Below are 24245 nucleotides of genomic sequence, written 5' to 3' on the forward strand. Positions count from 1 at the left end.
GAACCACACCTGAGAGCATCCCATGAACCACGTCGCAATCGACATCGGCGCGAGCGGCGGGACGGTGTTCCTCGGCGAGGTGACCGAGTCCTCGTTCGCGGTACAGGAGGTCCACCGGTTCGACAACCGACCCGTCGAACGGGACGGCCGCTACGTCTGGGACGTCGACGCGCTGGTCGACCACATCGGCGACGGGCTCCGTGCGTCCGACGACCGCGCCGACGGCCTCGACACGGTCGGTATCGACACCTGGGGGCTCGACTTCGGACTCCTGGCCGACGGCGAACTGCTCCGGGACCCGGTCTCCTACCGCGACCCCGAGTCGACGGCCACGCGCGAGCAAGTGTTCGAGGCCGTCGGCAAGCGGCGGCTGTTCGACGCGACCGGCATCACGAACTGGAACACGCCGAACACACTGTGGCAGCTCCACACCATCGCCGAGCGGGAGCCCGAACGCCTCGAAGAAACCGACGGCCTGCTCATGATGCCACAGCTCCTGTCCGCACGGATTGGAGGGGTGCCGGCGGGCGAGGTGACGATTGCCTCGACCACGCAGATGGTCGATCCCGAGGAACGAACGTGGGCCACCGACCTGCTCAAGGAGCTGTCGGTGCCGACTGACCTGCTCCCGCCGCTGTCTGAACCCGGACAATGTCTCGGGGCGGTCGATGACGACGTCGTCTCGGGGTTGTCTTCCCCGCCGGAGATCGTGACCCCGGCGAGCCACGACACGGCGGCGGCCGTCGCCGGCCTCCCGCTCGTCGAGGACGCCGCGTTCCTCAACACCGGGTCGTGGTTCGTCCTCGGCGTCGAGCGCGACGCCCCGGTGCGGACGGACGCTGCCTTCGAACAGGCCGTCTCGAACGAACTCGGCGTCGACGGGTCCGTCCGGCTCCTGAAGAACATCAACGGCTTCTTTATGCTCGAAGAGTGCCGCGAAGCGTGGCGCGAGGCCGGGAAGTCGGTCGACTACGGCGACCTGCTGTCGGCCGCCGAGAAGGCCCCACCACGGACCGCACTCGTCGACACGGACGCCGACGCGTTCGGCATCGACGAGCCGATGCCCGGCCAGATTCGGGCCTACTGTCGCCGAACGGACCAGCCGGTTCCGACAGGGCAGGGCGGTATCGTCCGCTGTCTCCTCGACAGCCTGGCGGCGAAAACGGCCCTGGAACTCGACGCGCTCGCGGCAGTCATCGATGATCCACCATCGCGCATTGTTCTCGGTGGCGGCGGCGTCCGAAACGAACTGTTCTGTCAGTTACTGGCCGACGCCACTGACCGCCCGGTGTCGACTGGGCCAGTCGAGGCGACGGCTGTCGGAAACGTCCTCACACAGGCCGTCGCAGCCGGAACGGTTTCTGACATCGAAACCGGGCGGCAGTTGGTCGAATCGGCGTTCGAGACGACGACATACGAACCGGGTACCGCTGGCGAGTGGGCCGACGCAAAAGATCGGTTGGCTGCACTGACCGACGACTCGCTGTCCGAAGTCTGACGCTTTCACCGCGAGGTGTAGCCGCCGTCCATCACGACGGTCGACCCTGTCATGTACGACGACGCATCCGACGCGAGGTAGACGACGAGTTCTTTCAGTTCCTCAGGCCGGCCGAGTCGGCCCATCGGCGTGTTCTCGAGCCACGTTTCTTCCATCTCGGGACTCTCTTCGAGCACTTCGTCGACGAGTTCGGTCCGCATGTAGCCGGGCGCAATAGCGTTGACGCGGACGCCCTGCTCGCCCCACTCGACCGCCAGTGACTGGGTCAGCATCCTGACGCCGGCTTTCGTCGTGTTGTAGCTGGCCTGTTTCTGCGGGACGTTCACGTCGAAGCCTGACATCGAGGAGACGTTGACGATGCGCCCCTTGCCCCGCTCGAGCATCTGCTGGCCGACGTGTTTGGCACAGAGGAAGACGCCGTCGAGGTTGACCGACACGACCCGCCGCCATGACTCGATGCTCGTCTCCTCCGCAGGGGAGTTCTCGACGATCCCGGCGTTGTTGACCAGTACGTCAATCGGTCCGAGGCGGTCGGTCACGTCTTCGACCATCGCCTCGACCGAGGCTTCGTCCGTCACGTCGACCTCCGTCGCGACGACGTCCGTTTGACCGTCGAGTTCTGAGGCCGTCCGTTCCGCTTTCTCGATGTTCACGTCCGCGATAGCCACGTCGGCCCCCATCTCGGTGAGACCGGTCGCCATCTGTTTCCCGAGGCCCTGCGCCGCACCGGTGACGATAGCCGTCTCTCCGTCGAGGGAGAAACTGTCGAGTACACTCATGCGTACGCTTGGTGCTCCGGTAGCCTCCAGCATAAATGTACGCCTATCTCTGTCATACGCCCTGCTGATCTCGGCAGCCAGTCATTACAAGTACTCCCTCGCAGATAACATAGCTATGCAAATCACCGACTTCGAACTGTTCGCCGTGCCGCCGCGGTGGTTGCTTCTTAAACTGGAGACTGACGAGGGGATCGTCGGCTGGGGCGAGCCCATCGTTCAGGGCCGGTTGGAGACAGTCCGTGCCGCTGTTACCGAGCTTATCGAGGCGTATCTCCTTGGGGCCGACCCACTTCGAACCGAGTACCACTGGCGGAAGCTCTATCAAAGCGGGTACTTCCGCGGCGGGCCGATACTCATGAGCGCGCTCGCGGGCATCGACCACGCGCTCTGGGACATCAAGGGGCGGCACTACGGCGCACCGGTGCACGAACTACTCGGCGGGCACGTCCGCGATAAGCTACTCGTCTACCAGTGGCTCGGTGGCGACGACCCCGAAGACGTGGCTGTCGCCGCACGAGAGGACAGGGAACGCGGCTATAGGGCTTTCAAGTTCAATTTCGCCCGCGAGTTTCGGCCGATTGAGACGCCGAATGCCGTCGATCATGCGGTCGAGCGCGTGGCCGCCATCCGTGACGCCGTCGGTGACGATGCCCTCGTCGGCGTCGACTTCCACGGCCGCGTCTCGAAACCGATGGCTGCGGATCTCGTCGAGCGACTCGAACAGTTCGATCTGATGTTTATCGACCAGCCGCTGCTCCCCGAACACGACGACTCGTTTGCCAGTATCGCCGAGCGGACGACTGTCCCGATAGCGACTGGCGAACGGTTCTATTCGCGCTACGATTTCAAGCGCCTCCTCGTCGATGACGCGGTGTCGATACTCCAGCCCGACGTGACCCATGTCGGTGGTATCAGCGAAATGCGCAAGGTCGCGTCGATGGCGGAAGCGTTCGACGTGTCCGTCGTTCCACACTGCCCGCTCGGCCCCATCGCGTTCGCGGCGAGCCTGCAGGTCGGGTTTTGCGCCCAGAACGTCGTGTTGCACGAACAAGACCTCGACTTGCACGACCCGACGTCGAGCCAGCGACTCAAGGTTCTGGAGGACCCGGAGACGTTCCAGTTCGAAGATGGGTACGTCAAACGACCGACCGGCCCCGGACTCGGTATCGACATCGACGAGGCCTACATCCGCGAGCTGGCACAGACAGAGGTCAACTGGTACAACCCGGTCTGGCACCATGAGGACGGGAGCGTCGCGGAGTGGTAGCTGGACACGGCAACCGCACGTGGCGGCCCACCCTGTGTATTTTTATGGCTCTGTTCCGTGCCAACAGGTATGCGAACTGCTGTACTGGTAGAACCGACTGAGTTCGAGCTGGAGGACCGTCCCAGACCGTCGCCCGGACCGGATGACGTACTCGTTGCCGTGCGCGACGTGGGTATCTGTGGCTCCGACGTCCACTACTACGAACACGGTCGTATCGGCGACTACGTCGTCGAGGACCCGCTCGTCCTCGGACACGAGAGTGCCGGTGAAGTCGTCGAGGTCGGCGAGAACGTAACCGACCACGAACCGGGCGACCGCGTCGCGCTCGAACCCGGCGTTCCATGCCGGCGCTGTGCCCACTGCAAGCGCGGCGACTATCACCTCTGTGAGGAAGTGACATTCATGGCGACGCCGCCACACGACGGCGCGTTCACGGAGTACGTCTCGTGGCCGGCCGACTTCGCCTACACGCTCCCGGAGTCCGTCTCCACCGCCGAAGGGGCGCTGTGCGAGCCGCTTTCGGTCGGGATTCACGCCTGCCGCCGCGGCAGCGTCGGAACCGGCGATACGGTGCTGATAACCGGAGCCGGTCCTATCGGGCTGATGGTGCTGGAGGCCGCGCGCGCCGCGGGCGCGACGGACGTAATACTAACCGATGTCGTCGACGAAAAGCTGGCGTTCGCCGAAAAACGTGGCGCGGACCTGGCAGTCAATGTTGCCGAAACGGATCTCGATGCGGCGGTCGCCGAGTACACGGACGGCGTCGGTGCTGATGTGGTCGTCGAAGCCTCCGGCGCGGAGCCGTCGATCAAGTCGACGATTGACGTGGTCCGTCGGGGCGGCACTGTCGTCTTGGTTGGCCTGGCCAGCGAAGCGGAGGTCCCAATCGACGTGCTGGAACTCATCGACAACGAAGTTGATGTCCACGGCTCGTTCCGGTACAAGAACACCTACGACGCGGCTGTCGACCTGTTGGCCGACGGCGAAGTCGACGTCGAGGGCATAATCGACTTCGAATCCGAACTCGAAGACATCGACGACGCGTTCCGCCGGGCGATGGAGCCGACTGTCGTCAAGGGCATGATATCACTTGATTCGTAACCGGCACTGCATTGGGAAGATTATCCCGAAAAGCGTAATATGATATCTAAATGAATATTGTTGGTTTTTGGTAGTAATTTCAGCAGACCGAATGTATGCCCGACTCCCGATGCAACTCTGAAGTAATTTCTGAGTTGGCTTACCATATGAGAGCAGCCATTAAAGGCCTTTAACCCCGGTTCGTCGGGTTTCTGTGGTTTCGTACCTGAGATAACTCATCGAACTACACAGTACCCAAATATAGCAGTATAGCGAAGTCATATATTATATTTTGTAAATATTTACATATTCCTATTGACTTTCTTATATTCTAGCTATGCCTTGGTGAGACAGCTCATCGGAGTGGGGTGCCCGGTTGAGAGACTCACGCACTGTTAGTAGCCGAACGGTTATACCCCGCAACCGTTGTGACCGGGTATGGATCTCTCTATCGTCGATCTCTCTCCGGTCCCGGATAACGGAACTGCGACTGCTGCGTATGCGAACACCATCGACGCCGCCCAGCAGGCCGAACGCCTCGGCTATTCCCGTTTTTGGGTGGCGGAACATCACGGGATGGGGGAAACGCTTGCAGGGACAACACCCGAGGTACTGCTCGGCAACCTCGCCGCCGAAACCGACTCGATCCGGCTCGGGTCAGGGGCAGTCCTCCTCAACCACTACAGCCCGTTCAAAGTCGCGGAACTGTTCGGCGCTCTCGACGCGCTCGCTCCGGGGCGTATCGACGCGGGGCTTGGACGGGCTAACGGCTCTCCGGCCGTCGACCGGGCGCTTGGGACGGACCGGCGTGTCCGGAACCCCGACGAAGACCACGCCGAAAAAATCGAAGCCGTCGTTTCGCACCTCTACGACAGCTACCCGGACGGACACGCGTACAGTGATCTGGAAATTCCTCGTTCAGATGCGGACACACCTGTTCCGTGGGTGCTCGGATCAAGTCCGTCGAGCGCGGCGCTGGCCGGCGAACTCGGCCTGCGCTACTGTTTCGCCGCGTTCATTCGACCGGAGTTGGCCGCCCGTTCGTTCGAGGAGTACCGGAGCCACTTCGAGTCCTCACAGTTGGCCGGCGGCGTCGACGAGCCACAGGGAATGGTCGCGGTGAACGCAGTCTGTGGCGAGACCGACGAGGAAGCGGCGCGGTTCCGTGCCGTGGCCGAAGCGTCGTTCAAGCGGATGGAGCGAGGGGTCGTTGGCACGACTCCATCTGTCGAAGAAGCGATCGACGAACTCGGGACCGTGCCCGAACCGACGCCTGCCACGCTGGACGCCGGTGCGTGGCCGCGGGCGATTTCCGGCAGTCCGGACACGCTCAATGACCTTCTCGAACAACTGTCTGATCGTGTCGGAGTCGATGAGGTGATGATCCAGCACGTCGTCGGCGACCACGCTGACGCGCTCCGATCACACGAGTTGCTCGCAGACGGTGTCGGTCTCGCACCGCGCTAATCCCTTCTATCGGAGTGAAATGTAAACGAAGCGCCTTGATGCAGTCTCAAAGAAGGGGTTTGTGACAGCAAACGTGTACTCAACACATCCATTTATGGCTATTTAGTCTTTTATCTGCCACATATGGGCATATATTTCTGTTTTTGTATTTCTACTCGGTATATGGGTTCTAGATGGGCCGCTCTCTGCTGTGTATCCCAGTATCTAACTGTACAGAGTGATAGCGGCATCCCGAAAATCGCTGATCTACAGCGGTTTCAGATACCGCCTGTGCGGACCAGCTTAGTCGTCGGCGGCCGCAGGAGCGGTCGTTTCCGCCGGGTCGGCTTCGGATAGCTCAGACACGGCCGACCACTCCAAGTCATGCTCGTACTCGAAGGCACGGTGGTCCTGCGTGGGATCGACGACTGTCAGAGAGAGCCAGTTGTTGTCGAGTAGCTCTGCCAGTTCCGCGTGGTCAGCGAGGACGCCGTTGACGCGGTCGACCGGCGCGTGGATGACCGTCGAGAGGCGGAGCGGCTGATGGTACGGGTCGTCGTCGGCCGCCATCAGCGACTGGAGCGGCAGGCCGGTCATCAGGTCGCCGCCGTTGCCCTGGTAGACGCCGACGTTGCCGACGGGGTTGTGGGTCACCTTCGAGCCGCTCCCGTAGACGGCGTTGTCGACCGTCGAGAAGTAGTACTGGGTGTTGATCCACTGCGTGACGACCATTGGTCCGGTGAGTATCGCTTCCAGGGCTTCACCATCAGGGTCGGTCGACCAGTCGTACGAGTGGAGGAATGCGCGGCCGTCGAGGTCGACATCACTCGTCAGTTCGCGCGGGCCGACGACGAACCCGGCGTTGCCGGCCAGCCCCCATTCGGGGCGGGTCTCGGCCCAGTCGGCGGCGCGGCGTTCCGTCTCGCTGACGCCCGAGGAGCCGTCGGCACCCATCGACTCGGCGCGCTCGGCGGCCGCGTTCTCGCGGGCGGTGGCGAGGTCGGCGCGTAACTGGTCGAGGTCGGTAGCGTGGGTTTCCGGAACGTCGCTGTCGTACAGTTCCACTTCGTCGGTCGTCGTGTTGTGTTCGCCGGCGAGAAAAACGGTGTCTTCGGGGATTTCGAAACCGCGGTCGCGGAGCGCGGCCCTGACCTCGTCGTCGTTGCAGATTTTCGCCAGCACGCGGGCGTTCGGGCCGCCGGGGTTGCCGGCACAGGCACCACAGTCCAGACTCGAATCGTAGGGGTTGTTGGCCGTCTCACTGGCGTGGCCGGTGAAGACGACGAGGCGGCTGAACGTCTCCCAGCCCATCAGATCGAACGCGGTGGCGGCGTACTCGACTTTCTCCTCGGTGGTCAGTCCCACCGGCAGATCACCGGCGTAGCTGTGCTGGTGGTGGACGAGCGGGTCACAGAACTCGTGTTCATCGGGTACCGAGTCGTCGACCGCGTCGACAAGGTCATGCACGCGCCCGGGGACGAGCGTGCGGGCTGCGAGCGCGAGGCCGTACCCGCTCCCGGCAGTCTCGACGTAGCCGTAAGCTGTGGCGGCGTTGGCCTCTACCGTTTCGATGATTTCGTCGGCGGTCTCGCGGATGCCCGACAAGCGGTCGTGGCTCGCCTGAGTGTCGTCGTCGGTCGGCACGTCGGTGACGTGGTGCTGCGGGTCGAGGATCGGCGGGCAAGCATCGACCGACACGTCGTCGTCATAGCCCCGGTATTCCATCGGAATGCCGAAGAATCCGGCGTACCCATGGGTCTCGTAGTCGCCCGCGGCCTCGATGTGGCGGCGGACGATTTCCGAGCGGGTGTCGATACAGAAGACCAACTGCGCGTCCGGACGGCCCGACGTGTCGCTGTCGGCGATTGACTGGCTCTCCGCGGCGACGGTCTCGACGAGGTCACCGCGGTATGTCGCCTCCCAGGCGCGCAGGAACGCCCCGGCGAGTTCGGCGGTCGGGTCCGGATCGATGCTGTCGTTCGAGGGGGCGATATCAGCACCGACGGCATCTAGCAGGGCCAGACGCGCCGCGAGGTACCCAGCTAGCGAAATCGGGTACGCTGACTGCCACGCCCCCTCGTCGTCGGCACGCTGCTTGATGAGGCCCGTCCAGCCCGGAAGGGCGGCCAATTGCTCCTCGAAAATGGACACCCACTGGCTCTCCGGGTACGGCGCAAGCACGGTCTCGATGGTCTCAGTCGGCGTTTCAGGCAGATCGGCAACGATCCCCTCGTCGGGGATTTCGCCGTCGTGCTCGGCCACTCCGCGGAAGGCGGTGTAGAACCCCGCTTCGCGGTTCGGCATCGACCAGTGGGCGCTCCCCTCATCGAGGAACGCCGACAGCCATTTCGTCAGCACCTGGTCGACGCGGTCCGTGGCGGTGTCGGAATCACTGTCCGTCGCGTCGGCCGCGTTAGCCATGTGATCGAGCAGTATCTCGGGCTCATCCTCATAGCCGAGTTCGGAGAGCTCGGCGTCGAGAGTCTCCGGGTCTATCTGGCCGCGTTGTAGCGCCGCACGGAACGTCTCGGCGCTGGGGTAGCCACGGCCACCCAACAGGTCGGCTGCCTGCGTGACCGCCTCACTGAACGGCTGGTCCTCGAATCCCGTGAGGGGGTTTGCCGTCACGAACGAGTGGATCGGCCAGAGGGAGCCGACGGTGGTCGCAGCGGTGTCGATACTGTCGTGGATGGTGGGTTCAGTACTCATTGTAGTCCTCCGTCGCGGTCAACAAAGTGTCGGCTGCCGGTTGGCCGGCGTTCAACAGCGCCACGTAGAGGCGCTGGCTGCGCTCATGGATCCCGGTCTCGATGCCGGTGTAGATGCCGACGAAGACGACGGCGATGATGCCGTGGAGCAGGGTCAGTTCGGTCGTTTCCGGGCTGACAGGCATGAGTCCCGAGACGCCTGTGTAGACCGCAGCGTAGATGACGATGGCCGGGAAGAAGACCAGTGGAACGGCCCCGTAGCGGGCTGTCGTCGGAAGCGAGGCGTGCTGCACGGCGCTGCGGGCCGCGTGGAGCGTCGTGAACACCACAAAGAAGGTCAGCAGGAGGCCGCTGTCGACCTTCGTCCCTTTCCCTGTCAGCACCGCGAACACCGCGCCGCCGGCGATGCCGGTCAGCAGTGTGACGACTGCGCCGACGATGCTCGTCGTCGTTCCTATCGTGTGTGGCGTCCCCTCGCTCGGGCTAGTGTGTTCGACCTGTCCGCCGGCACTGAGGAACTGGTAGGCCTTGTAGAAGCCGTGCAGGATGAGGTGGGTGATAGCAGCCCCGAAGAAGCCGAGGCCGGCCTGCATGATCATGAATCCCATCTGGCCGACCGTCGAACAGCCGAGTTTGCCCTTGATATCCGTCTGGACCGACTTCAGGAGTTTCCCCCCGATGGCGCTGGCTCCACCGACGCCGACGATTGCGAGCATGAGCGTGGCGTCGACGGTGATGACCGGCGCGAAGCGAGTCAGCAGAATGCCGCCGGCGTTGACGAACCCGGCGTGCATCAGCGCCGACGCGGGGGTCGGAGCAGTCATCGAGGAAAGGAGCCAGCCGTGGAACGGAAGCAGGGCGGACTGAATCATCGCTGCGAGCACGATCGCGCCAGCCGCGACCAGCCACACCGGGCCACCAAGTGAGTCGGCAGCCGCCGTAATCCCGGAGACTGTGGTCGCACCGGTCGCCCACCACAGTGCCGTCAGCGCGACGCCGAGAAGCGCGCTGCTGGCGATGAAGTACTTGCGGGCGACCGTGGCAGCAGCCTGCGCCTGGTCCCAACCGCTGACGATACCGATGAGCTTCGCCATTAGCAGCCCCATCGCGAGCCACAGCGCCCCGAACAGGGCGAGGTGATCGGCCGCGACAAGACCCATCACAACCGCTGTGAAGCCGAACACGGTGGCGAAAAAGGACGTTTTGAGCTGACTACCCGCCATGTAGCGGCGCGAGTAGCTGTGAACGATACCGCTAAAGAAGGTGACGACCACCCACATCAGAATCGTCAGCCCGTCGACGGCAACAACGCCGGGTATCTCCCATGCGAACCCGGTTCGGATCCGGACGGCAAGCACAGCGATGCTCGCGGCCAACATCGTCCACACGAGCCATGTGAGTGCGACGGGCACGAGCGGCGATTCCACCGTCGTGTCCGGGAGTGATCCAACCGTCGTCGTTGAGTTGCGTCCTGACATCGTTGTTCGTGACCCAGCACGGCAACCACAGAACGTGGTCGACCGATTCTGGTTGTCTTCACCCATAGTGCGAACGGACTGGTTATTAAATCCTTCTATACTACCAATTTGTTCCTAAAGAAGTGGATTATAGAACATTATGTTTTTGAGATTGGAGTCGGGCGAAACCACTGACAGAGGACTAGACAAGTACCTCAGAACCTATACCCGAAAAACGACCCACCTGCTCACACGTACCTGACTCAGATTATCGGGGCTGATCGGGCGGTATAAGAACCAGATAATACCAGACCGTTCGATACACTAGATTAGAAACCCAGTTCGGTGTCTGATTAGAGCCGTTTACTCTACTAATTTCCTGAATCGGGGCCACAGTACACGCAAGCGTCCAGCCCACAACTCCGCAACAGTACCACCGTCCTAGGCTAGGTACCGTTCTCGGAATCGAACTTGCCGAAGGGCGTCGTCTCGTGACTTCGGACGAGTACTTCGTCGGCCACCGTCAGGCCCATGTCGAGAAGTGCCTGCGCGACAGGCGTGATATCGCTGTCGGACTCACCGACAGCCGTCACGAGGAGGTTCTCCTCGCCAGTGACCAGTTCCTGCACCGAGACGACACCGTCTATCTCCAGGATTTCGGGGATTAAGTCACCTCGTTCGGGAATCGACGCAGTGCAGTAGAGCAACATCCGGAGCGGATAGCCCGCCTGCTGATAGTCGACATCAGCGCTGTAGCCTTTGATGACCTCGCTGGACTCGAGATGGTTGATACGCTTGCGGACGGTGCTGTCCGACGTACTGGTTCGCTCCGCGATGTCTCCGGACGACATGTTTCGAGCATCCTCCTGTAATGCGTACAGAATTGCCCTGTCTACGTCATCGATTTCCTCATCAGCCATACTAGTGTGTCCACAGTAAGGACACTTTACTGTTGTACGTTATCTTGAACCGCTGTTGTGGCTGGCATCAGCAGCAGAGAGGTTTCGACCTCACCTGTTCCACTTGTCACTAGATGTTCAGGTCTGATTTTGATAGGACAGCACTGAAATCGCACTTTGCATGAACAGGTGTGGAGCGAAAATTCGTCTAGCGACCATCAAATGAAGTGACTGGGTTAGGTCTGTCATAGGGTTTCGTTTTCAGGCGCGCCTAAATTCCGAAGCAGTTATGTATTTTTAGGCGGGCCTAACTATTATGTCGAGAGATGACATGAACCACGAGAACCCAACACGACGCGACTACGTGAAGTACGGTGGCGCGTTGGTGGGCGGCGGCTTGCTGGCAGGCTGTGCAAGTCAGCCCGGCTCCGAGTCAACTCCGGCCGAGACGAGCAAAGGAGACGAGCCTTCCTCGACGGAGGGACAAACGCCAGAAGACGGGAGACATTCGGTTACGATGTCGCCGATGGGTACCGTCGAGTTCGAAGCGATTCCCCAGGACGTGTTCACGATTCTGGGCCACCACGTGGACATGCTGGTCGCACTCGGGCGAGGGGACGCGATCAACGCGATGCACGCGCCCGAATACCACCAGTCGTTGTATCAGAAGTTCCTCCATCGTCTGGACGGCGTCTCGGTCGACTGGGACGGTCTGTACTCCTCGTGGCCACCGACAAAAGAGAAACTATACGAACTCGATAGTGATGTCCATATTGCGGACCCGGCGAAGGTGGCCACAGCCGAGGGATGGGATGACAGTAGCCTCCGGGAGATCGGCTCGAACGTTGGCCCGTGGTTCGGGAACACGCTCAGCGGCACCCATCAGGAACCGCCATCAGGCTGGGCCGATGTGTACGAATACTATACGCTCTGGGAGATCTTCGGAAAGCTCGCGCAGGTGTTTCGCGAGATTGACCGGTACGAGGCACTCACATCCGTCCGCGAATCGGTGATGCAGACTATCAGAGCGGGCCTCCCGCCGGAAACTGAGCGGCCGAGCGCGGCATTGGTCATATTTTCGACATCGGATGAGAGAATCTGGGGATACAAAATGAATCATCCGGGCTATTACGCTGCACACACCCGCCCGCTGGGTGCTACCGATGCGTTAGCCGACGCTGTCGGTGACAGGTACGGCGACGACGGGCGAAACATCACGCTCGACTCGGAATTGCTTCTCGAAGCCGATCCGGACGTGTTGCTCGTCCTCGGTCCGATGGAGAAATCACATACCCTCGACGACATTCGGTCACAATTGGAGAACAACGAGGTGACGAGAGAAATCACTGCTGTCCAAGAGGGGCGGATATATGCTCAAGGTGCTCGTCGGCAGGGTCCGATCCTGAACCTGTTCCAGACTGAAATGACCGCGAAGCAGTTGTATCCCGACCAGTTCGGCGAGTGGCCGGGATATGCTGACGGCGAGCCATATCCCAAAATCCCCGCTGAGGAACAGCTGTTTGACCGCCAGCGTGTCGCTGACATAATCACGGGTGAGGGACAGTGACTGACCCCGGTAGACCGGCGCTTGAACAGCCGACACGCAGAGATTATATCAAGGGAGCCGGGCTGATTGCGGGCAGCAGTTTGCTCGCCGGGTGTGCCGGCGATGCTGTCTCAGAATCCACCCCAACAGAGAATAGAGAGACACCCACGGCGACCGAGACGGAGTCGTATACCGTCACCATGGAGCCGGTGGGCGACGTTACGTTCCAGACGGTTCCCGAGCGGTGGCTCCCCTACGGTGGCACTTACGCCGATATGGGCGTGGCTCTCGGGCAGGCCGATGGCATCACAGGTATCGGCGGAGCTGACCGCTACTACACGTACGTCTACGACGAGCTTCCCGGTGTGTCCATCGATCAGGAAACGATTGACGCGAATCCAGAGGTCCGAACGAAAGAGGAGTTTTACGAACTCGACAGCGATGTGCACCTCTATGACCCACAGATGCTCGTCAACTGGTTCGACTGGTCGCAGTCGGATGTCGATGAAATCGCTGAGAACGTCGCTCCGTTCCTCGGGAATCTGATCTTCCGCCGCTCCGATGAGTGGCACGACTACCGGTATTACACCTTGTATCAGGCCTTCGAAAAGGTCGCCGAGGTCTTCCAAGAACAGGCTCGGTATGAGGCGTTCAGACAGCTACACGACGACTACATCGCGGACCTGCAGAGTCAGCTCCCGCCGGCTGAGGAACGGCCCAACGTCCTACTCACGTTCGAGGGGACCGACGAACCGGAATCGTTCTCCCCCTATCGACTGAACGACAACGGCACGAGCAAGAAGCAGTGGCGTGATCTCGGGGTTACCGACGCGCTTGCTGGAACCGACATCGAAAACCTCAGTACGACCAACCGGGGCGAGTACGATTACGAAACCCTTCTAGAGGTCGATCCAGACGTTATCCTCGTCCGCGGCCACGAGCGAAAATCGGCAACCGAGTTCCGGGAGACCGTTCTACAGTTCATGCGGGAGCATAGCGTCGGGAGCCAACTGACCGCAGTACAGAACGGACGCGTGTATCGCGGTGGCTACCTCCGGCAGGGTCCGATTCACAATCTCTTTTTGACCGAACGGGCGGCAAAACAGCTCTACCCCGATACATTCGGCGATGTAACCTCTGACACCGAACTCTTCGACCGACAGCAACTCGCCGATATCGTCACTGGTGATTTCGAATGACCGACCCGGACAAAGCGACGTTCGAACGACCGACACGGAGAGAAGTCGTGAAAGGCGGCGGGGCACTCGCCATCGGAGGAGTGCTCGCCGGATGCTCAGGCGACAGCAGCCAGAAATCTTTGGTGGCCGAAACCAGAGACAGTAGTACGGATACCGAAACAAGCGGTACTGACGCCGGGACAGCGACTTCCGACGGGTCGTATTCAGTGACGATGGAGCCAGTCGGTACCGTCGAATTCGAAACTGTGCCCGAGACGATTGCCCCGTTCACCGCGGACTACATCGATATGCTGGTCGCGCTTGGTCACGGCGACGCGGCGCAATCGATCTGGTACCGTGGACGGTACAAGACGCTGCACTACGAGGAACTCGATGGAGTGTCTATCGACCTTGACGGGCTCACACAGCTCTGGAACGACGGCGTCTCGAAGGAGCCGTTCTACGAGATGGACGCAGACCTGCACCTCATCGATCCCAACGCGCTTATCGACTGGCTCGGGGCGTGGGATCAGTCTGACCTCACAGAGATTCGGGAGAACGTCGCACCGTTTCTCGGGAACCTCATCTTCCGGCAGACTGACGACTGGCACGACTACCGGTACTACACCCTGTACGAAGCGTTCGAGAAAGTGGCTGAAATGGTTCAGGAACGGGCGCGCTTCGAGGCGATCCGCTCGATCCACGACGACCTGGTCGAAACGGTTCAGGCTCGACTGCCGGCAACGGAGAAGCGACCGGACGCCGCTCTGGTGTTCGCTGGTGCGGAACCGGAAGAGTTCACGCCGTATCGGATCAGCGGGAACGGGGCCAACAAGGAGCACTTCCACACGCTCGGAATTTCCGACGCGTTCTCGGACACCGGAATCGAGGGGTATTCCGGGTCGGAATCGCTCGATTACGAGACGTTGCTGGAGATAGATCCGGACTCACTCCTTCTGCGATACCATCGCGAGGGGAAGACCCGTGAGGAGTTCGAAAGTTCCGTGCTCGCGTACATGAAAGACCACGAAGTGGGCAGCCAGTTGACGGCCGTCCAGAATGACAGGGTGTTCCGCGGCGGCCCGATCTACGCCGGACCGCTGCACAATCTCTTCATGATCGAACGGTACGCGAAGCGCTACTTCCCCGAGGAGTTCACTGAGACGCACCTGTTCAACCGGGATCACCTCGCGACGATTATCACAGAAGGAATAGTCGAGTGATAGGGAGTTCCGTTCATCGCGGAGCTTTGATCTGTCGGACATAGCCGAAGAGGAGTACCGTGATGAAAACAGGTCGCCCTGCCCGCCACAGGTATTTCCCAGCGGCTTCGCAGTGATGCGAATAGACTTGGAAAGACTTTTACACAGATTCGAGTTCACATTTATTCAGATGTCCACAGCTACCATACGAAACGTCCTCCGCGGTGACGGCGACCGGTTCGTCTACGTCGTCTCCGCGTTGGCCGCACTGAACGGGCTGTTGTTCGGGTTCGACACCGGGATCATCTCGGGCGCGTTCCTGTTCATCCAGGACTCGTTCGTCATGTCGCCGCTGGTCGAGGGGATCATCGTCAGCGGCGCGATGGCCGGGGCCGCGGCCGGTGCGGCCGTCGGCGGCCAGTTGGCCGACCGCCTCGGTCGCCGTCGCCTCATCCTCATCGCGGCCATCGTGTTCTTTGTCGGGTCGTTCACGATGGCCGTCGCGCCGAACGTCCCCGTCCTCGTCGCCGGTCGGCTTATCGACGGCGTCGCTATCGGCTTCGCGTCGATCGTTGGCCCGCTGTACATCTCCGAAATCGCCCCGCCCGCGATTCGTGGCGGGCTCACCTCGCTCAATCAGCTCATGGTGACCACCGGAATCCTGCTCTCGTATTTCGTCAACTACGCGTTCGCCGACGCGGGCGCGTGGCGCTGGATGCTCGGTGCCGGGATGGTCCCGGCCGTCGTGCTCGCCATCGGCATCCTGAAAATGCCCGAAAGCCCGCGCTGGCTCTTCGAACACGGGCGGAAAGACGAGGCCAGAGCGGTCCTCAAGCGGACCCGTTCCGGAGGCGTCGAGGAGGAACTCGGCGAGATCGAGGAGACCGTCGAGACACAGTCCGAAACCGGCGTTCGGGACCTGCTAGCTCCGTGGCTCCGTCCAGCGCTCGTCGTCGGGCTCGGACTCGCCGTCTTCCAGCAGATTACAGGCATCAACGCGGTCATTTACTACGCCCCAACCATTCTCGAATCCACCGGCCTAGGAAATGTGGCTTCGATCCTTGCGACAGTCGGTATCGGGACTATCAACGTGGTGATGACCGTCGTGGCGATCATGCTCGTCGACCGTGTCGGCCGGCGCCGACTGCTTCTTGTCGGTGTCGGTGGGATGGTTGCGACGCTCGCCGTACTCGGTACCGTGTTCTACCTTCCCGGTCTCGGCGGGGGCCTCGGCATCATCGCCACGATCAGTCTGATGCTGTTCGTATCGTTCTTCGCAATCGGTCTCGGTCCGGTCTTCTGGCTGCTGATCTCAGAAATATACCCGCTTTCCGTTCGCGGGTCGGCCATGGGCGTCGTCACCGTTGCCAACTGGGGAGCGAATCTCCTCGTGTCGCTGACGTTCCCTGTGCTGACCGACGGAGTCGGGACGTCCGCGACGTTCTGGCTGTTCGGTCTCTGCAGTCTCGTCGGACTGTTGTTCGTCTACCGCTTCGTCCCCGAGACCAAGGGGCGGACGCTGGAGGCAATTGAAGACGATCTCCGGCAGAACATCTCGTTGGCTGACTGATCCAGCCATCGGAACGACGGACGAACCCACCGCCTTCGGCTTTTCACACCTATAGAGTGTCTACTGCACCGTCGAGCTGTCGGTCCATCTTCGCACAAGAGGGGTATCGATCAACTCTGGCCGCTCGACGGGCACTCGGTCACCTACACGGAGCGGTCAGCGGTGTCACTGAACTGCACGACGAGCCGCTCCGTGGCGAGAGCGTACACCGTCATTTCCGTCCCCTTCTCCGAGTACCACGTCTCAACGGGTTCGATGAGGTCAGCCGTACAGAGACGGTTGAGGTGATAGGAGACGCTCTGGAGCGAGCGGTCGACGGCGTCGGCGATATCCGATGCGGTCCTCGGTTCGTCTCTGAGCGCTCCCAGTATCTCCTGGGCGGCCTCGGACGAGAGAATCTGGAGGACGTCGGTCGGTTCGGTACCGTTGACTACGACGTTCGTCTGCTCTCGGGGTACATAGTCAACCGGCGGGTGATGGGGGAAGACGCTTGCCATGGGTTATGTGGAGGGATGTTTTCGTTTGTTCGGCTCAATCCGAACAAACCAATCAAACAATTTAATACTTACGGAATCTATAGACACGAATATGATGCAGCAGGGTACGCGGCAAACAGGGCAGTCAGTTCGGATATATGAGTGATGACGACAGCGCGGTCGCACGCGAACGAGTGATCGAGTCGATGGAGCAATCGGCCGAAGTGTACGGCCTCAGCCGAAGTGCCGGGCGTATCTACGGCGTGCTGTACTTCGCCGCGGACCCGCTCTCCATCCCGGAACTGGTCGATGAAACAGGCTACGCGAAATCGACGGTCAGTAACGTCACACGGACGCTATCGCGTATCGGGCTCGTCCACCGAAAGTCGTCTGCAGGGGGCGGCAGGCGAGTCCGGTTCGAAGCCGAACGGGAGATCTGGTTCATTTTGCAGGACGTGTTCCAGCAATACATCCAGCGGGAAGTCCAGACGACGCTCAGGACCATCCGCCGAGCGGAAGAGCAGGTGCCAGCAGATGCTCACGAGCAAGAGCACATCCAGAACCTCCGCGAGACGTACGAAGATTTAGAAGAAATCGTGCAACTCGCGTCGGAGTATTCCGCTACGGAACTCCGAGAGGCGCTTGAGACTAACGAGCGGTAGTCACCGGGTTACCAGTAGACGGTGTACGTACACGTATCATCTCCGTTCCGACGACACGCCTCGCCCGTTTCCTCGATAAAGACGAACGCGTCGACCGGTGCGTACTGCTGGGCGACGCCCCGGATGAGGCCACGGTCGAACGGGCACGGATACGGGTTCTCACACGCCACCTCGCCGGTCCGCTCGCCAACGGATTCGAAGCGGTAGCTTCCGATTGCCCCGCCACGGTGGTTTCGCTGGTAGGCCGCGTCGATGGACTGGAGCCCCTCCGGAACAGTATCGAAATCGTTCGGCCAGTCAGCGACACGCGGGATCTGTTCGCCGAGCCGGTCGAGGACGTGCGGTTGCAGATCCTCAGCAATCGTTTCGAACGCGTTTAGCCAGGCCTGTTGCGGGTACCACTCGTCGGCCGCTGGCTCGGTGATTCCCTCCGCAGCGAGCGCCGTTAGCGCCCGTTCCCGGTACTCGTCTGAGAACTTCCCCATCGCCTCCTCGACAATCGTGAGGACCGTTTGACCGTTGATTTCGACGTCCCGGTCAAACGCGTCGTAGGATGCCATTCTGTCCGAACCTTCGCGGGGAAGGAAATAAAAACCGGCCATACACACGACACACGGCACACTTTCGGCCCATCGAGGGAGTGCCCGAACCTCAGATTCGGCTCTACTTCTGCAACGCTCGGTCTCTGTACTGCCTAATCTTCACTCTCGTATGGTTCGCCGAGTGCCGACGGCATCCGCGTTGAACTCCAGACCGTGAGTACGACGACGACGGCGGCGTACGGGAACAGATTGACGAGCCGGTTCGGGACCTGGATACCGACGGTCTGGAACTGAATCTGGAGCATGTCGAGACCGCCGAAGAGCAGCGCGGCGGCGGCCGCTCCAAGTGGGTTGTAGTTGCCAAACAGGTAGGCAACGATACCGATCCAGCCGCGGCCGTTGACCATCGTCTGGCCCGTTCCGGTGAACGACCCCGAGTGAGCGAGCAACACGGCACCGGCGAGGCCGGCCATCGCACCCGAGAAAATCACTGCCGCGTACCGGACGCGGTTGACACTGACGCCGGCAGTGTCCAGCGCCTCGGGGTTCTCGCCGGCGGCCTGCAGCCAGTAGCCGCAGCGGGTCCGATACAGGAACACCCAGGCACCAATCGCAACGAAGATTGTCAGCAGTACAAGCGGCGACGTATCGAACAGGACCGGACCGACGACCGGCAACTCGGCGAGGCCCGGCACGGTCACGTCAGCCATACTCACGAGACCAGGGCTGTTGCGGTTCCCCCAGACGAGCACGGCGGTGAACGGGCCAAAGCCCAGTCCGATGAACCACACGGCCAGCCCAGCGACGATCTGATTGGCTTTGTACCGGATGAGCAGGACGGCGAACAGAGCCGTGTACGCGACACTGAGTGCGACGGCGCGGGACGGAACGAATCACAGGGGGTCGGTTTCACCACGGCTGTGGCAACCAGCCCTTCCGTTCCAGCGGGAACTATGAATGTCCGGCTACGCTTCGGTTCCGGACCGCATTGACCCACGCCGGCCGATTCACCGTCGCCTGGCCCGACTCGAACTCGAAGGAGAGGTCGTACGTTCGCGGCGCGTCGCTCGTCAGTCTGACCAGGGCGGACTCCGCGTACGTCCTCGCAGGAACCGTCTGTTCCCAGGTGACTGTCGCCGAGCGAACAGCGGTCGTGTCGGGAGCTGTCCGCACTTCGCCCGTAGCCGCAGTCACATGATATGTTTCGATCCCCTCGTACCACCCGTTTTTCGGTTCGTAGACCGACGGTCCCGGTTGTTCGTCCGCTTTGCGTTCGTACCCAATGGCAGCCAGGCTTCTGACGACCACCGACGCCGTGCCGTCGATATCGTCCGCAATATCTCCGGATTCTCCCTTGATGATGAACGTAACGGCCCCTTCAGTCCGATTTTCTCGGAGGAGTTCACGGTCGGTATCGCTCCGGATCTGGGCTCGACGTTGGTCGATACTATTCCGACCGTCGACGATAATCCGCTCGTAGACCGGGCCATCCGGCGCCGCCTGGTACTGTTCGGTTCGAACAGCACCTTCGTCCACGGACTGGTAGCGCCGGCCGTCAGCGGTCACAGCACCCTCGAATTCGAGCGCTGTCTTCCCCTCAACGACAATCGCTCCCGTCGCCCGGTATTCGTCGGCCTCTGGCACTGCGAATTGACTGTCGACCGGATTTTCCCCGTGAGGGCTCGCAGTGCTGAATGGATACACAGCAGCGAAGACGAGCGCGAGACAGCACAGCGCTAGCACGCCGTTCAGTAGCCTCACAGTACGACGGTCCATATCCCAGTACCAATACTGATCACGAAAAGCTATTCGGAAACCACGATACAATCGACAGTGTTCGAGCAGACTGTCGCAGCCGGATGTAAAGCAGCCAGGCGACGACGACCTCTCCAAGGGATGGTGAAATCAATGCCGGGGTCAAAGAGGAAGAACTCAATCGGCGTAGCCGACTTTTTCGTCTACTTCAGTCGGAGGCTACTTTTTCGGGAGGGTCGCGACGAACTCGTTCGGACCGATGCGGTCGACGGTATAGCTCTCGGCATCGAACGATTGTCGCTCCGCAGCCATCTGGTGATAGAGCGGCGTCGGCTCGTGGTCGTTGACTATCGTCAGTGCCTCTCCGCTGTCCAGTTCTTCGAACGCGTCGAAGATCTTCGGATGTCGCTTCGGCGGTGGGATCTCTCGGAGATCGAGTTGTTGTGCTGCCATTCTAGTCTCACAATCGATGGCTGACGTGGAGAGAGTTTGTGCGAATATATTCAGAACGGGTGCAAACCCGAAACACCTGTGTCGCGGAGACAAGACGGCTGAACGTTGGCCTTGGAAGCGGCCGGCCTGGTGGCGACGGTACTCTTCGACGCACTCACCGTGGCGAGCGTCCTGGGCTGGTCGAGACATGGCGCGACGGCGACCTCACCGAAATCAAAGTCGACATTGACGAGGCTGGCATCGAAATATCAGAGGGATGAGATTAACAGCGGTGCGTAGCGACACCTTTAGCGCTACCCAGGAGTCGACGAACGATGTGCGTGGCGAGTTCTCCAAAGATCGAAGTCAAGAACGCGTGCCCGGCTTCGAACTGGGGAGAGTGTGACATCCTTCGGGTGAACTAATGCTTTCGGGGGAGCAATGGTTACAATTGCTATGTCCTCGGAACCGAACCGGAGTCAGGAGTCATCGTCGCCGCTCTTTGCGGCTATCTACGATCCAGCGACGGTGTTCTTCGAACGCACGTTCTTACGACCACATCGTGAGTTCCTGGTGGCGGATCTTGATGGAACAGTCTTGGACCTCGGCGCTGGTACCGGCGCAATGTTTCTGTATTTCGATGGCGTTGCGGCCGCGACGGAGTTTCACGCTACCGAGCCAGACCCACACATGCGGCGACAGGCAGCAGAGAAAGCCAAAACTCTGGCCACGCCGATTCGCATCGAGTCGTCACCAGCGGAAGCCCTGCCGTACGAAGACGCCACGTTCGACGTCGTCATCGCCTCGATGGTGTTCTGTACGATTCCGGATATCGAGTCCGCGATGAGTGAAATCGCCCGGGTACTCAAGCCCGGCGGTGAACTGCGTTTCTTCGAGCACGTCGTCGACGACAGGTGGCGCGCACGAGTACAGTCGGCCCTCGAACCGCTCTGGAAGCGTCTCGCCGGCGGTTGCCACCTCACGCGACAGACAGGGTCACAGCTCGTCGCTGATCGGTCGTTCGACGTCGTCGAAATCGAGCGGCTCAATCTGGGCGTGACGCCGATCCGTCCGTTCGTCCGGGGAAGGCTCCGCAAGCGAGCCGCGTCGGCAACGCGATAACTCGGCGGTGACTAGCTCTGGCTCTGGGTGACGGACCCCTCCTCGTTCGGTTGGATGACGACGAACCCGTCGTCGCCGGTGAACTCCATCTGTATCGATTCCCCGGAGGTCTGGCCGATTTCGAACGTCTTGTTCATCTCGATAGACGGCGAGAGGTTCGAACTCCACGCAACGGTGGCGTCCGGATCGGTGAAGACCGGCGGCGTGATCACCAGCGGGTCGCCGTGCGTTGTCAGCGCGACTTCGCCGGGACCAGTGAGGTAGACGTTCGTCAGGCCGCCGGCGGCCACCCCGGAGAGACTGCCGACGGTGTTGATCTCGTAGTCGATTGTCGATTCGAACGCGAGCACGTCGGTGCCGTTGACCGATATCGACTCCCCGTCATCGAGGGCCAGCACTTGCACTTTCTTGCCGTTCTCGGCCACATAGAGGTGGCCGCTTCCTTCGGCCTCCATGACCGGCGTCCCTTCGCCGCTTACGGCCTCCTTGACAAAGCCCGTGATGCCGCCTTCCGCGGAGGACTTGCCTGTGAACGTGACCTCGCCGGTGTACGCGACCATCGACCCGGCTTTGACCATCACTGTGCCGTCAAGCGGGATGTCGAGAAGCCTGTTGTTCTCTTTCTGGAACCCATCACCGCCGTCTTCGGGGGCGTTGGAGCGGACAAATTCCTGTACATCCATAGCTACATCGAGGCATTCGATAGGCATGCTCATAGGCTTCTGGGGAGGATTAAAACGCATTTTGTGTGAATCGTTCACATATTGATGGGCCACGCAGCTACCGGACAAAGAAGAAGCCGAAAACTGGTATAGCCGAATAGCTATTTTAAATAGCTATACATTTGATGAAACGTCGGTGGTGAGACCATCTATGGGGAGCCGTTACTGACACGTCGGCGAATCCGGTATAGGCGTTTATAAGGGTTTTATATAGCAGTATGCGACCGAACGTATGCACGCCACCGACTATCGAATCCACCGGTGGCAGCCGGTCGCTCGTCAGCTCCCACGAGCAGGGGGATGGTTGAGGGGGGCTCCTACTTTTTGTGTGATGCATCTCAAGCAGCGATATGCCAACGAATGGTCATTACCCAGCCGATACGTTGCGTCCGGCAACGCCGGTGGGCTATCAGCCACCCCAGCCGTTTCGATACTCGCCAGTGGTGTTACTCGGTTTCGTGATGGTACTGATGCCGGTCGCCGCGGTAGTGTTCGGTGCTTCGCAGTTATGTCCAGAAGCGACCCCCGCTGATACCACCACCGACGATGCCCAGGTCGTGTTTACCAGACATTTGTGGTCGCTATGCTGGTGGCGTCACGCAAAGGCATAGCTCAATCCTCCTTCCGGCGGATAACGACAATTACCGAACGCAGTATCGACACGGAGACACCGTACCAATCGTTGTCAGCCGGGCGGTTCTGCCGGGGTCTCGATAGTAATATTTCTGACGGGTTCGCGCTGTGCGTCGGCCTCGTCACCGAACGCGACCTCCCAGTCCCAGGGCTGGTCCGGTTCGAGTCTGTCACGGCGTGTGGTCGCGCTGAAACGCTGCTCACCGACATCACCCGAGGCAACGATGACGCAGTTCATGAGCGCCGACGTGCTGGTATTGCGAGCCGTCCCACCGACACCGACGTTGACCATCGTGCCGTCAATTGGATAGCTCGATTCGATGCTGAGCGCGTCTGAAAGAGGTGGGAGGTCGGTCGTTGCCGTCTCTCGCTGCACGGCGACAGTCGCATGGCGAGCCTGGAGGCCCCAATCGAGTATCACGGGGATTTCGGCGGGGCTCTCGTCGTAGAACGGGTCGATAGTGCTGGTGTGTGTACGACGCTCGCCGACCGGCACGGCGACTTCTACTTCCCCAGTGTCGGAGAGAAGCGTATGCCCGAACTCCGCGAGAAAGCGGGCGTCGCGGTCGCCGTCGTTGGCGACGGTGAACGAGGCGTCGAAGGACTCGCCGACCTGCACGCTGTCGGGGACCTCGATACCGTCTACGGTAAACTCTGGAGTTCTGGAAAGCATCTCGACGGTGGCATCCGGGACCCGCCAGCGGGCGGGTTCCTCCGCTGATTCAAGCACCACCGCAACGGTTCCGTAGTCCGACACTGGAAGGGGGAACCCGATGACACCCGCAGTTTTCCTGTCGGGGCGGCCGACGAGTGACAGCCGGTCAGTTATCGGCTCCCCGTCCGAGACAACCCTCACTGGGATCTCTTCGACTCTGGCATCACCTGTCTCGGCATCCAGCAGGAGAAACTGGCTCCCATGCTCAGCACGGACATCCACATGGACCCCAGCGTCACGTATCGATGCACGGACCCGTGGATTGGACAGCGTGACTGTATACGAGCCAGCCGACAGCGTGTTTGGGGGTGCGGGCGACCGTGTCCCGGAGGAACCGCCTGTCAACGATTCGGCTGGAGAGCGATCCTCGGTCCCAGCGGTGTCGGTTTCGTCCGCGAAGTAGCTGTTACACCCGGCGAGACTGCCGGCTCCGAGCCCCACAGCGGTAGCGAGATACTGTCGTCGGTCCATACCTTTCTCTCTTGGTGGACGGGTAAGTGTCTCCGGGACGGTCAAACTGGATATTTAGCGACTCGTTCGCTGTGTGACTAAGGCA

General features: G+C 61.0%; 20 protein-coding genes and 1 pseudogene. 10 read left to right on the plus strand and 11 right to left on the minus strand.

What is annotated here, in order from left to right; genetic code table 11:
• Window positions 1–22 precede the first annotated feature (22 nt).
• Window positions 23–1498 (plus strand): rhamnulokinase, encoded by a 1476-nt coding sequence (locus ACOZ4H_RS18390; RefSeq protein WP_424330716.1) that lies wholly within the window; start codon window positions 23–25, stop codon window positions 1496–1498.
• Window positions 1499–1503: 5 nt separating this feature from the next.
• Here the strand turns inward: ACOZ4H_RS18390 and ACOZ4H_RS18395 are convergent, their stop codons facing one another.
• Window positions 1504–2277, minus strand: coding sequence for an SDR family NAD(P)-dependent oxidoreductase (locus ACOZ4H_RS18395; RefSeq protein ID WP_424330717.1), 774 nt, complete (start codon window positions 2275–2277; stop codon window positions 1504–1506).
• 115 nt (window positions 2278–2392) lie between these two features.
• On the opposite strand from ACOZ4H_RS18395, the gene dgoD reads away from it, so the two are divergent.
• The 3 genes from dgoD to ACOZ4H_RS18410 all read left to right on the plus strand — a co-directional run bounded on the left by dgoD (window position 2393) and on the right by ACOZ4H_RS18410 (window position 6091).
• Window positions 2393–3544: a galactonate dehydratase gene (dgoD, locus tag ACOZ4H_RS18400; RefSeq protein ID WP_424330718.1), complete on the plus strand. Its 1152-nt coding sequence runs from the start codon at window positions 2393–2395 to the stop codon at window positions 3542–3544.
• 69 nt (window positions 3545–3613) lie between these two features.
• The gene (locus ACOZ4H_RS18405) at window positions 3614–4645 is read left to right on the plus strand and encodes an NAD(P)-dependent alcohol dehydrogenase (protein ID WP_424330719.1); all 1032 of its coding nucleotides are present in this window, start codon (window positions 3614–3616) and stop codon (window positions 4643–4645) included.
• Between the two features lie 417 nt (window positions 4646–5062).
• A complete protein-coding gene (locus ACOZ4H_RS18410) occupies window positions 5063–6091 on the plus strand; it encodes an LLM class flavin-dependent oxidoreductase (RefSeq protein WP_424330720.1) in 1029 nt (342 codons plus the stop codon).
• A gap of 282 nt (window positions 6092–6373) precedes the next feature.
• Here the strand turns inward: ACOZ4H_RS18410 and ACOZ4H_RS18415 are convergent, their stop codons facing one another.
• From ACOZ4H_RS18415 to ACOZ4H_RS18425, 3 genes are all read right to left on the minus strand, one after another.
• Window positions 6374–8779, minus strand: coding sequence for a DUF2309 domain-containing protein (locus ACOZ4H_RS18415; RefSeq protein ID WP_424330721.1), 2406 nt, complete (start codon window positions 8777–8779; stop codon window positions 6374–6376).
• Window positions 8769–10256, minus strand: a complete 1488-nt coding sequence (locus tag ACOZ4H_RS18420) for a proton-conducting transporter membrane subunit (RefSeq protein WP_424330722.1) — start codon at window positions 10254–10256, stop codon at window positions 8769–8771. Before ACOZ4H_RS18420 ends, ACOZ4H_RS18415 begins: the two co-directional genes overlap by 11 nt.
• Window positions 10257–10681: 425 nt before the next feature.
• Window positions 10682–11155 (minus strand): Lrp/AsnC family transcriptional regulator, encoded by a 474-nt coding sequence (locus ACOZ4H_RS18425; RefSeq protein WP_424330723.1) that lies wholly within the window; start codon window positions 11153–11155, stop codon window positions 10682–10684.
• A 295-nt stretch (window positions 11156–11450) separates the two neighbouring features.
• On the opposite strand from ACOZ4H_RS18425, the gene ACOZ4H_RS18430 reads away from it, so the two are divergent.
• From ACOZ4H_RS18430 to ACOZ4H_RS18445, 4 genes are all read left to right on the plus strand, one after another.
• Complete coding sequence (locus ACOZ4H_RS18430) at window positions 11451–12701, plus strand: ABC transporter substrate-binding protein (RefSeq protein WP_424330724.1); 1251 nt, start codon at window positions 11451–11453, stop codon at window positions 12699–12701.
• Window positions 12698–13879 carry an ABC transporter substrate-binding protein gene (locus ACOZ4H_RS18435; RefSeq protein ID WP_424330725.1) on the plus strand — a complete coding sequence of 394 codons (1182 nt, stop codon included), beginning with the start codon at window positions 12698–12700 and terminating at the stop codon, window positions 13877–13879. The genes ACOZ4H_RS18430 and ACOZ4H_RS18435 overlap by 4 nt, the downstream gene beginning before the upstream one ends.
• Complete coding sequence (locus ACOZ4H_RS18440; protein WP_424330726.1) at window positions 13876–15081, plus strand: ABC transporter substrate-binding protein; 1206 nt, start codon at window positions 13876–13878, stop codon at window positions 15079–15081. The genes ACOZ4H_RS18435 and ACOZ4H_RS18440 overlap by 4 nt, the downstream gene beginning before the upstream one ends.
• Before the next feature lie 169 nt (window positions 15082–15250).
• Window positions 15251–16630: a sugar porter family MFS transporter gene (locus ACOZ4H_RS18445; protein ID WP_424330727.1), complete on the plus strand. Its 1380-nt coding sequence runs from the start codon at window positions 15251–15253 to the stop codon at window positions 16628–16630.
• Between the two features lie 143 nt (window positions 16631–16773).
• Here the strand turns inward: ACOZ4H_RS18445 and ACOZ4H_RS18450 are convergent, their stop codons facing one another.
• Window positions 16774–17127, minus strand: coding sequence for an ArsR/SmtB family transcription factor (locus tag ACOZ4H_RS18450; protein WP_424330728.1), 354 nt, complete (start codon window positions 17125–17127; stop codon window positions 16774–16776).
• 137 nt (window positions 17128–17264) lie between these two features.
• On the opposite strand from ACOZ4H_RS18450, the gene ACOZ4H_RS18455 reads away from it, so the two are divergent.
• Window positions 17265–17768 carry a GbsR/MarR family transcriptional regulator gene (locus ACOZ4H_RS18455; protein WP_424330729.1) on the plus strand — a complete coding sequence of 168 codons (504 nt, stop codon included), beginning with the start codon at window positions 17265–17267 and terminating at the stop codon, window positions 17766–17768.
• A gap of 8 nt (window positions 17769–17776) precedes the next feature.
• Here the strand turns inward: ACOZ4H_RS18455 and ACOZ4H_RS18460 are convergent, their stop codons facing one another.
• The 4 genes and pseudogenes from ACOZ4H_RS18460 to ACOZ4H_RS18475 form a co-directional block, all read right to left on the minus strand.
• Window positions 17777–18328 (minus strand): hypothetical protein, encoded by a 552-nt coding sequence (locus ACOZ4H_RS18460; RefSeq protein ID WP_424330730.1) that lies wholly within the window; start codon window positions 18326–18328, stop codon window positions 17777–17779.
• Window positions 18329–18462: 134 nt separating this feature from the next.
• Window positions 18463–19188 (minus strand): annotated as a pseudogene (locus ACOZ4H_RS18465) (ABC transporter permease); the annotation flags it as partial.
• 73 nt (window positions 19189–19261) lie between these two features.
• Window positions 19262–20086 carry a hypothetical protein gene (locus ACOZ4H_RS18470; protein ID WP_424330731.1) on the minus strand — a complete coding sequence of 275 codons (825 nt, stop codon included), beginning with the start codon at window positions 20084–20086 and terminating at the stop codon, window positions 19262–19264.
• 198 nt (window positions 20087–20284) lie between these two features.
• Window positions 20285–20518 carry a DUF2249 domain-containing protein gene (locus ACOZ4H_RS18475; protein ID WP_424330732.1) on the minus strand — a complete coding sequence of 78 codons (234 nt, stop codon included), beginning with the start codon at window positions 20516–20518 and terminating at the stop codon, window positions 20285–20287.
• Between the two features lie 435 nt (window positions 20519–20953).
• Here ACOZ4H_RS18475 and ACOZ4H_RS18480 point away from each other — a divergent pair, with 435 nt between their 5' ends.
• Complete coding sequence (locus ACOZ4H_RS18480; RefSeq protein ID WP_424330733.1) at window positions 20954–21619, plus strand: class I SAM-dependent methyltransferase; 666 nt, start codon at window positions 20954–20956, stop codon at window positions 21617–21619.
• A gap of 11 nt (window positions 21620–21630) precedes the next feature.
• On the opposite strand, the gene ACOZ4H_RS18485 is transcribed toward ACOZ4H_RS18480, so the two are convergent.
• Window positions 21631–22302: an AIM24 family protein gene (locus ACOZ4H_RS18485; protein ID WP_424330734.1), complete on the minus strand. Its 672-nt coding sequence runs from the start codon at window positions 22300–22302 to the stop codon at window positions 21631–21633.
• A gap of 724 nt (window positions 22303–23026) precedes the next feature.
• The gene (locus ACOZ4H_RS18490; protein ID WP_424330735.1) at window positions 23027–24160 is read right to left on the minus strand and encodes a hypothetical protein; all 1134 of its coding nucleotides are present in this window, start codon (window positions 24158–24160) and stop codon (window positions 23027–23029) included.
• Between the last annotated feature and the right edge of the window lie 85 nt (window positions 24161–24245).

Source organism: Haloarcula amylolytica, from assembly GCF_049705545.1.
Taxonomy (GTDB): domain Archaea; phylum Halobacteriota; class Halobacteria; order Halobacteriales; family Haloarculaceae; genus Haloarcula; species Haloarcula amylolytica_B.

Excerpts from the sequence above, each read along its gene's own strand:
- ACOZ4H_RS18390 (WP_424330716.1), top strand. The coding sequence starts at position 23 with ATGAACCACGTCGCAATCGACATCGGCGCGAGCGGCGGGACGGTGTTC.
- ACOZ4H_RS18395 (WP_424330717.1), bottom strand. The coding sequence starts at position 2,277 with ATGAGTGTACTCGACAGTTTCTCCCTCGACGGAGAGACGGCTATCGTC.
- dgoD (WP_424330718.1), top strand. The coding sequence starts at position 2,393 with ATGCAAATCACCGACTTCGAACTGTTCGCCGTGCCGCCGCGGTGGTTG.
- ACOZ4H_RS18405 (WP_424330719.1), top strand. The coding sequence starts at position 3,614 with ATGCGAACTGCTGTACTGGTAGAACCGACTGAGTTCGAGCTGGAGGAC.
- ACOZ4H_RS18410 (WP_424330720.1), top strand. The coding sequence starts at position 5,063 with ATGGATCTCTCTATCGTCGATCTCTCTCCGGTCCCGGATAACGGAACT.
- ACOZ4H_RS18415 (WP_424330721.1), bottom strand. The coding sequence starts at position 8,779 with ATGAGTACTGAACCCACCATCCACGACAGTATCGACACCGCTGCGACC.
- ACOZ4H_RS18420 (WP_424330722.1), bottom strand. The coding sequence starts at position 10,256 with ATGTCAGGACGCAACTCAACGACGACGGTTGGATCACTCCCGGACACG.
- ACOZ4H_RS18425 (WP_424330723.1), bottom strand. The coding sequence starts at position 11,155 with ATGGCTGATGAGGAAATCGATGACGTAGACAGGGCAATTCTGTACGCA.
- ACOZ4H_RS18430 (WP_424330724.1), top strand. The coding sequence starts at position 11,451 with ATGTCGAGAGATGACATGAACCACGAGAACCCAACACGACGCGACTAC.
- ACOZ4H_RS18440 (WP_424330726.1), top strand. The coding sequence starts at position 13,876 with ATGACCGACCCGGACAAAGCGACGTTCGAACGACCGACACGGAGAGAA.
- ACOZ4H_RS18445 (WP_424330727.1), top strand. The coding sequence starts at position 15,251 with ATGTCCACAGCTACCATACGAAACGTCCTCCGCGGTGACGGCGACCGG.
- ACOZ4H_RS18450 (WP_424330728.1), bottom strand. The coding sequence starts at position 17,127 with ATGGCAAGCGTCTTCCCCCATCACCCGCCGGTTGACTATGTACCCCGA.
- ACOZ4H_RS18455 (WP_424330729.1), top strand. The coding sequence starts at position 17,265 with ATGAGTGATGACGACAGCGCGGTCGCACGCGAACGAGTGATCGAGTCG.
- ACOZ4H_RS18460 (WP_424330730.1), bottom strand. The coding sequence starts at position 18,328 with ATGGCATCCTACGACGCGTTTGACCGGGACGTCGAAATCAACGGTCAA.
- ACOZ4H_RS18470 (WP_424330731.1), bottom strand. The coding sequence starts at position 20,086 with ATGGACCGTCGTACTGTGAGGCTACTGAACGGCGTGCTAGCGCTGTGC.
- ACOZ4H_RS18475 (WP_424330732.1), bottom strand. The coding sequence starts at position 20,518 with ATGGCAGCACAACAACTCGATCTCCGAGAGATCCCACCGCCGAAGCGA.
- ACOZ4H_RS18480 (WP_424330733.1), top strand. The coding sequence starts at position 20,954 with ATGTCCTCGGAACCGAACCGGAGTCAGGAGTCATCGTCGCCGCTCTTT.
- ACOZ4H_RS18485 (WP_424330734.1), bottom strand. The coding sequence starts at position 22,302 with ATGGATGTACAGGAATTTGTCCGCTCCAACGCCCCCGAAGACGGCGGT.
- ACOZ4H_RS18490 (WP_424330735.1), bottom strand. The coding sequence starts at position 24,160 with ATGGACCGACGACAGTATCTCGCTACCGCTGTGGGGCTCGGAGCCGGC.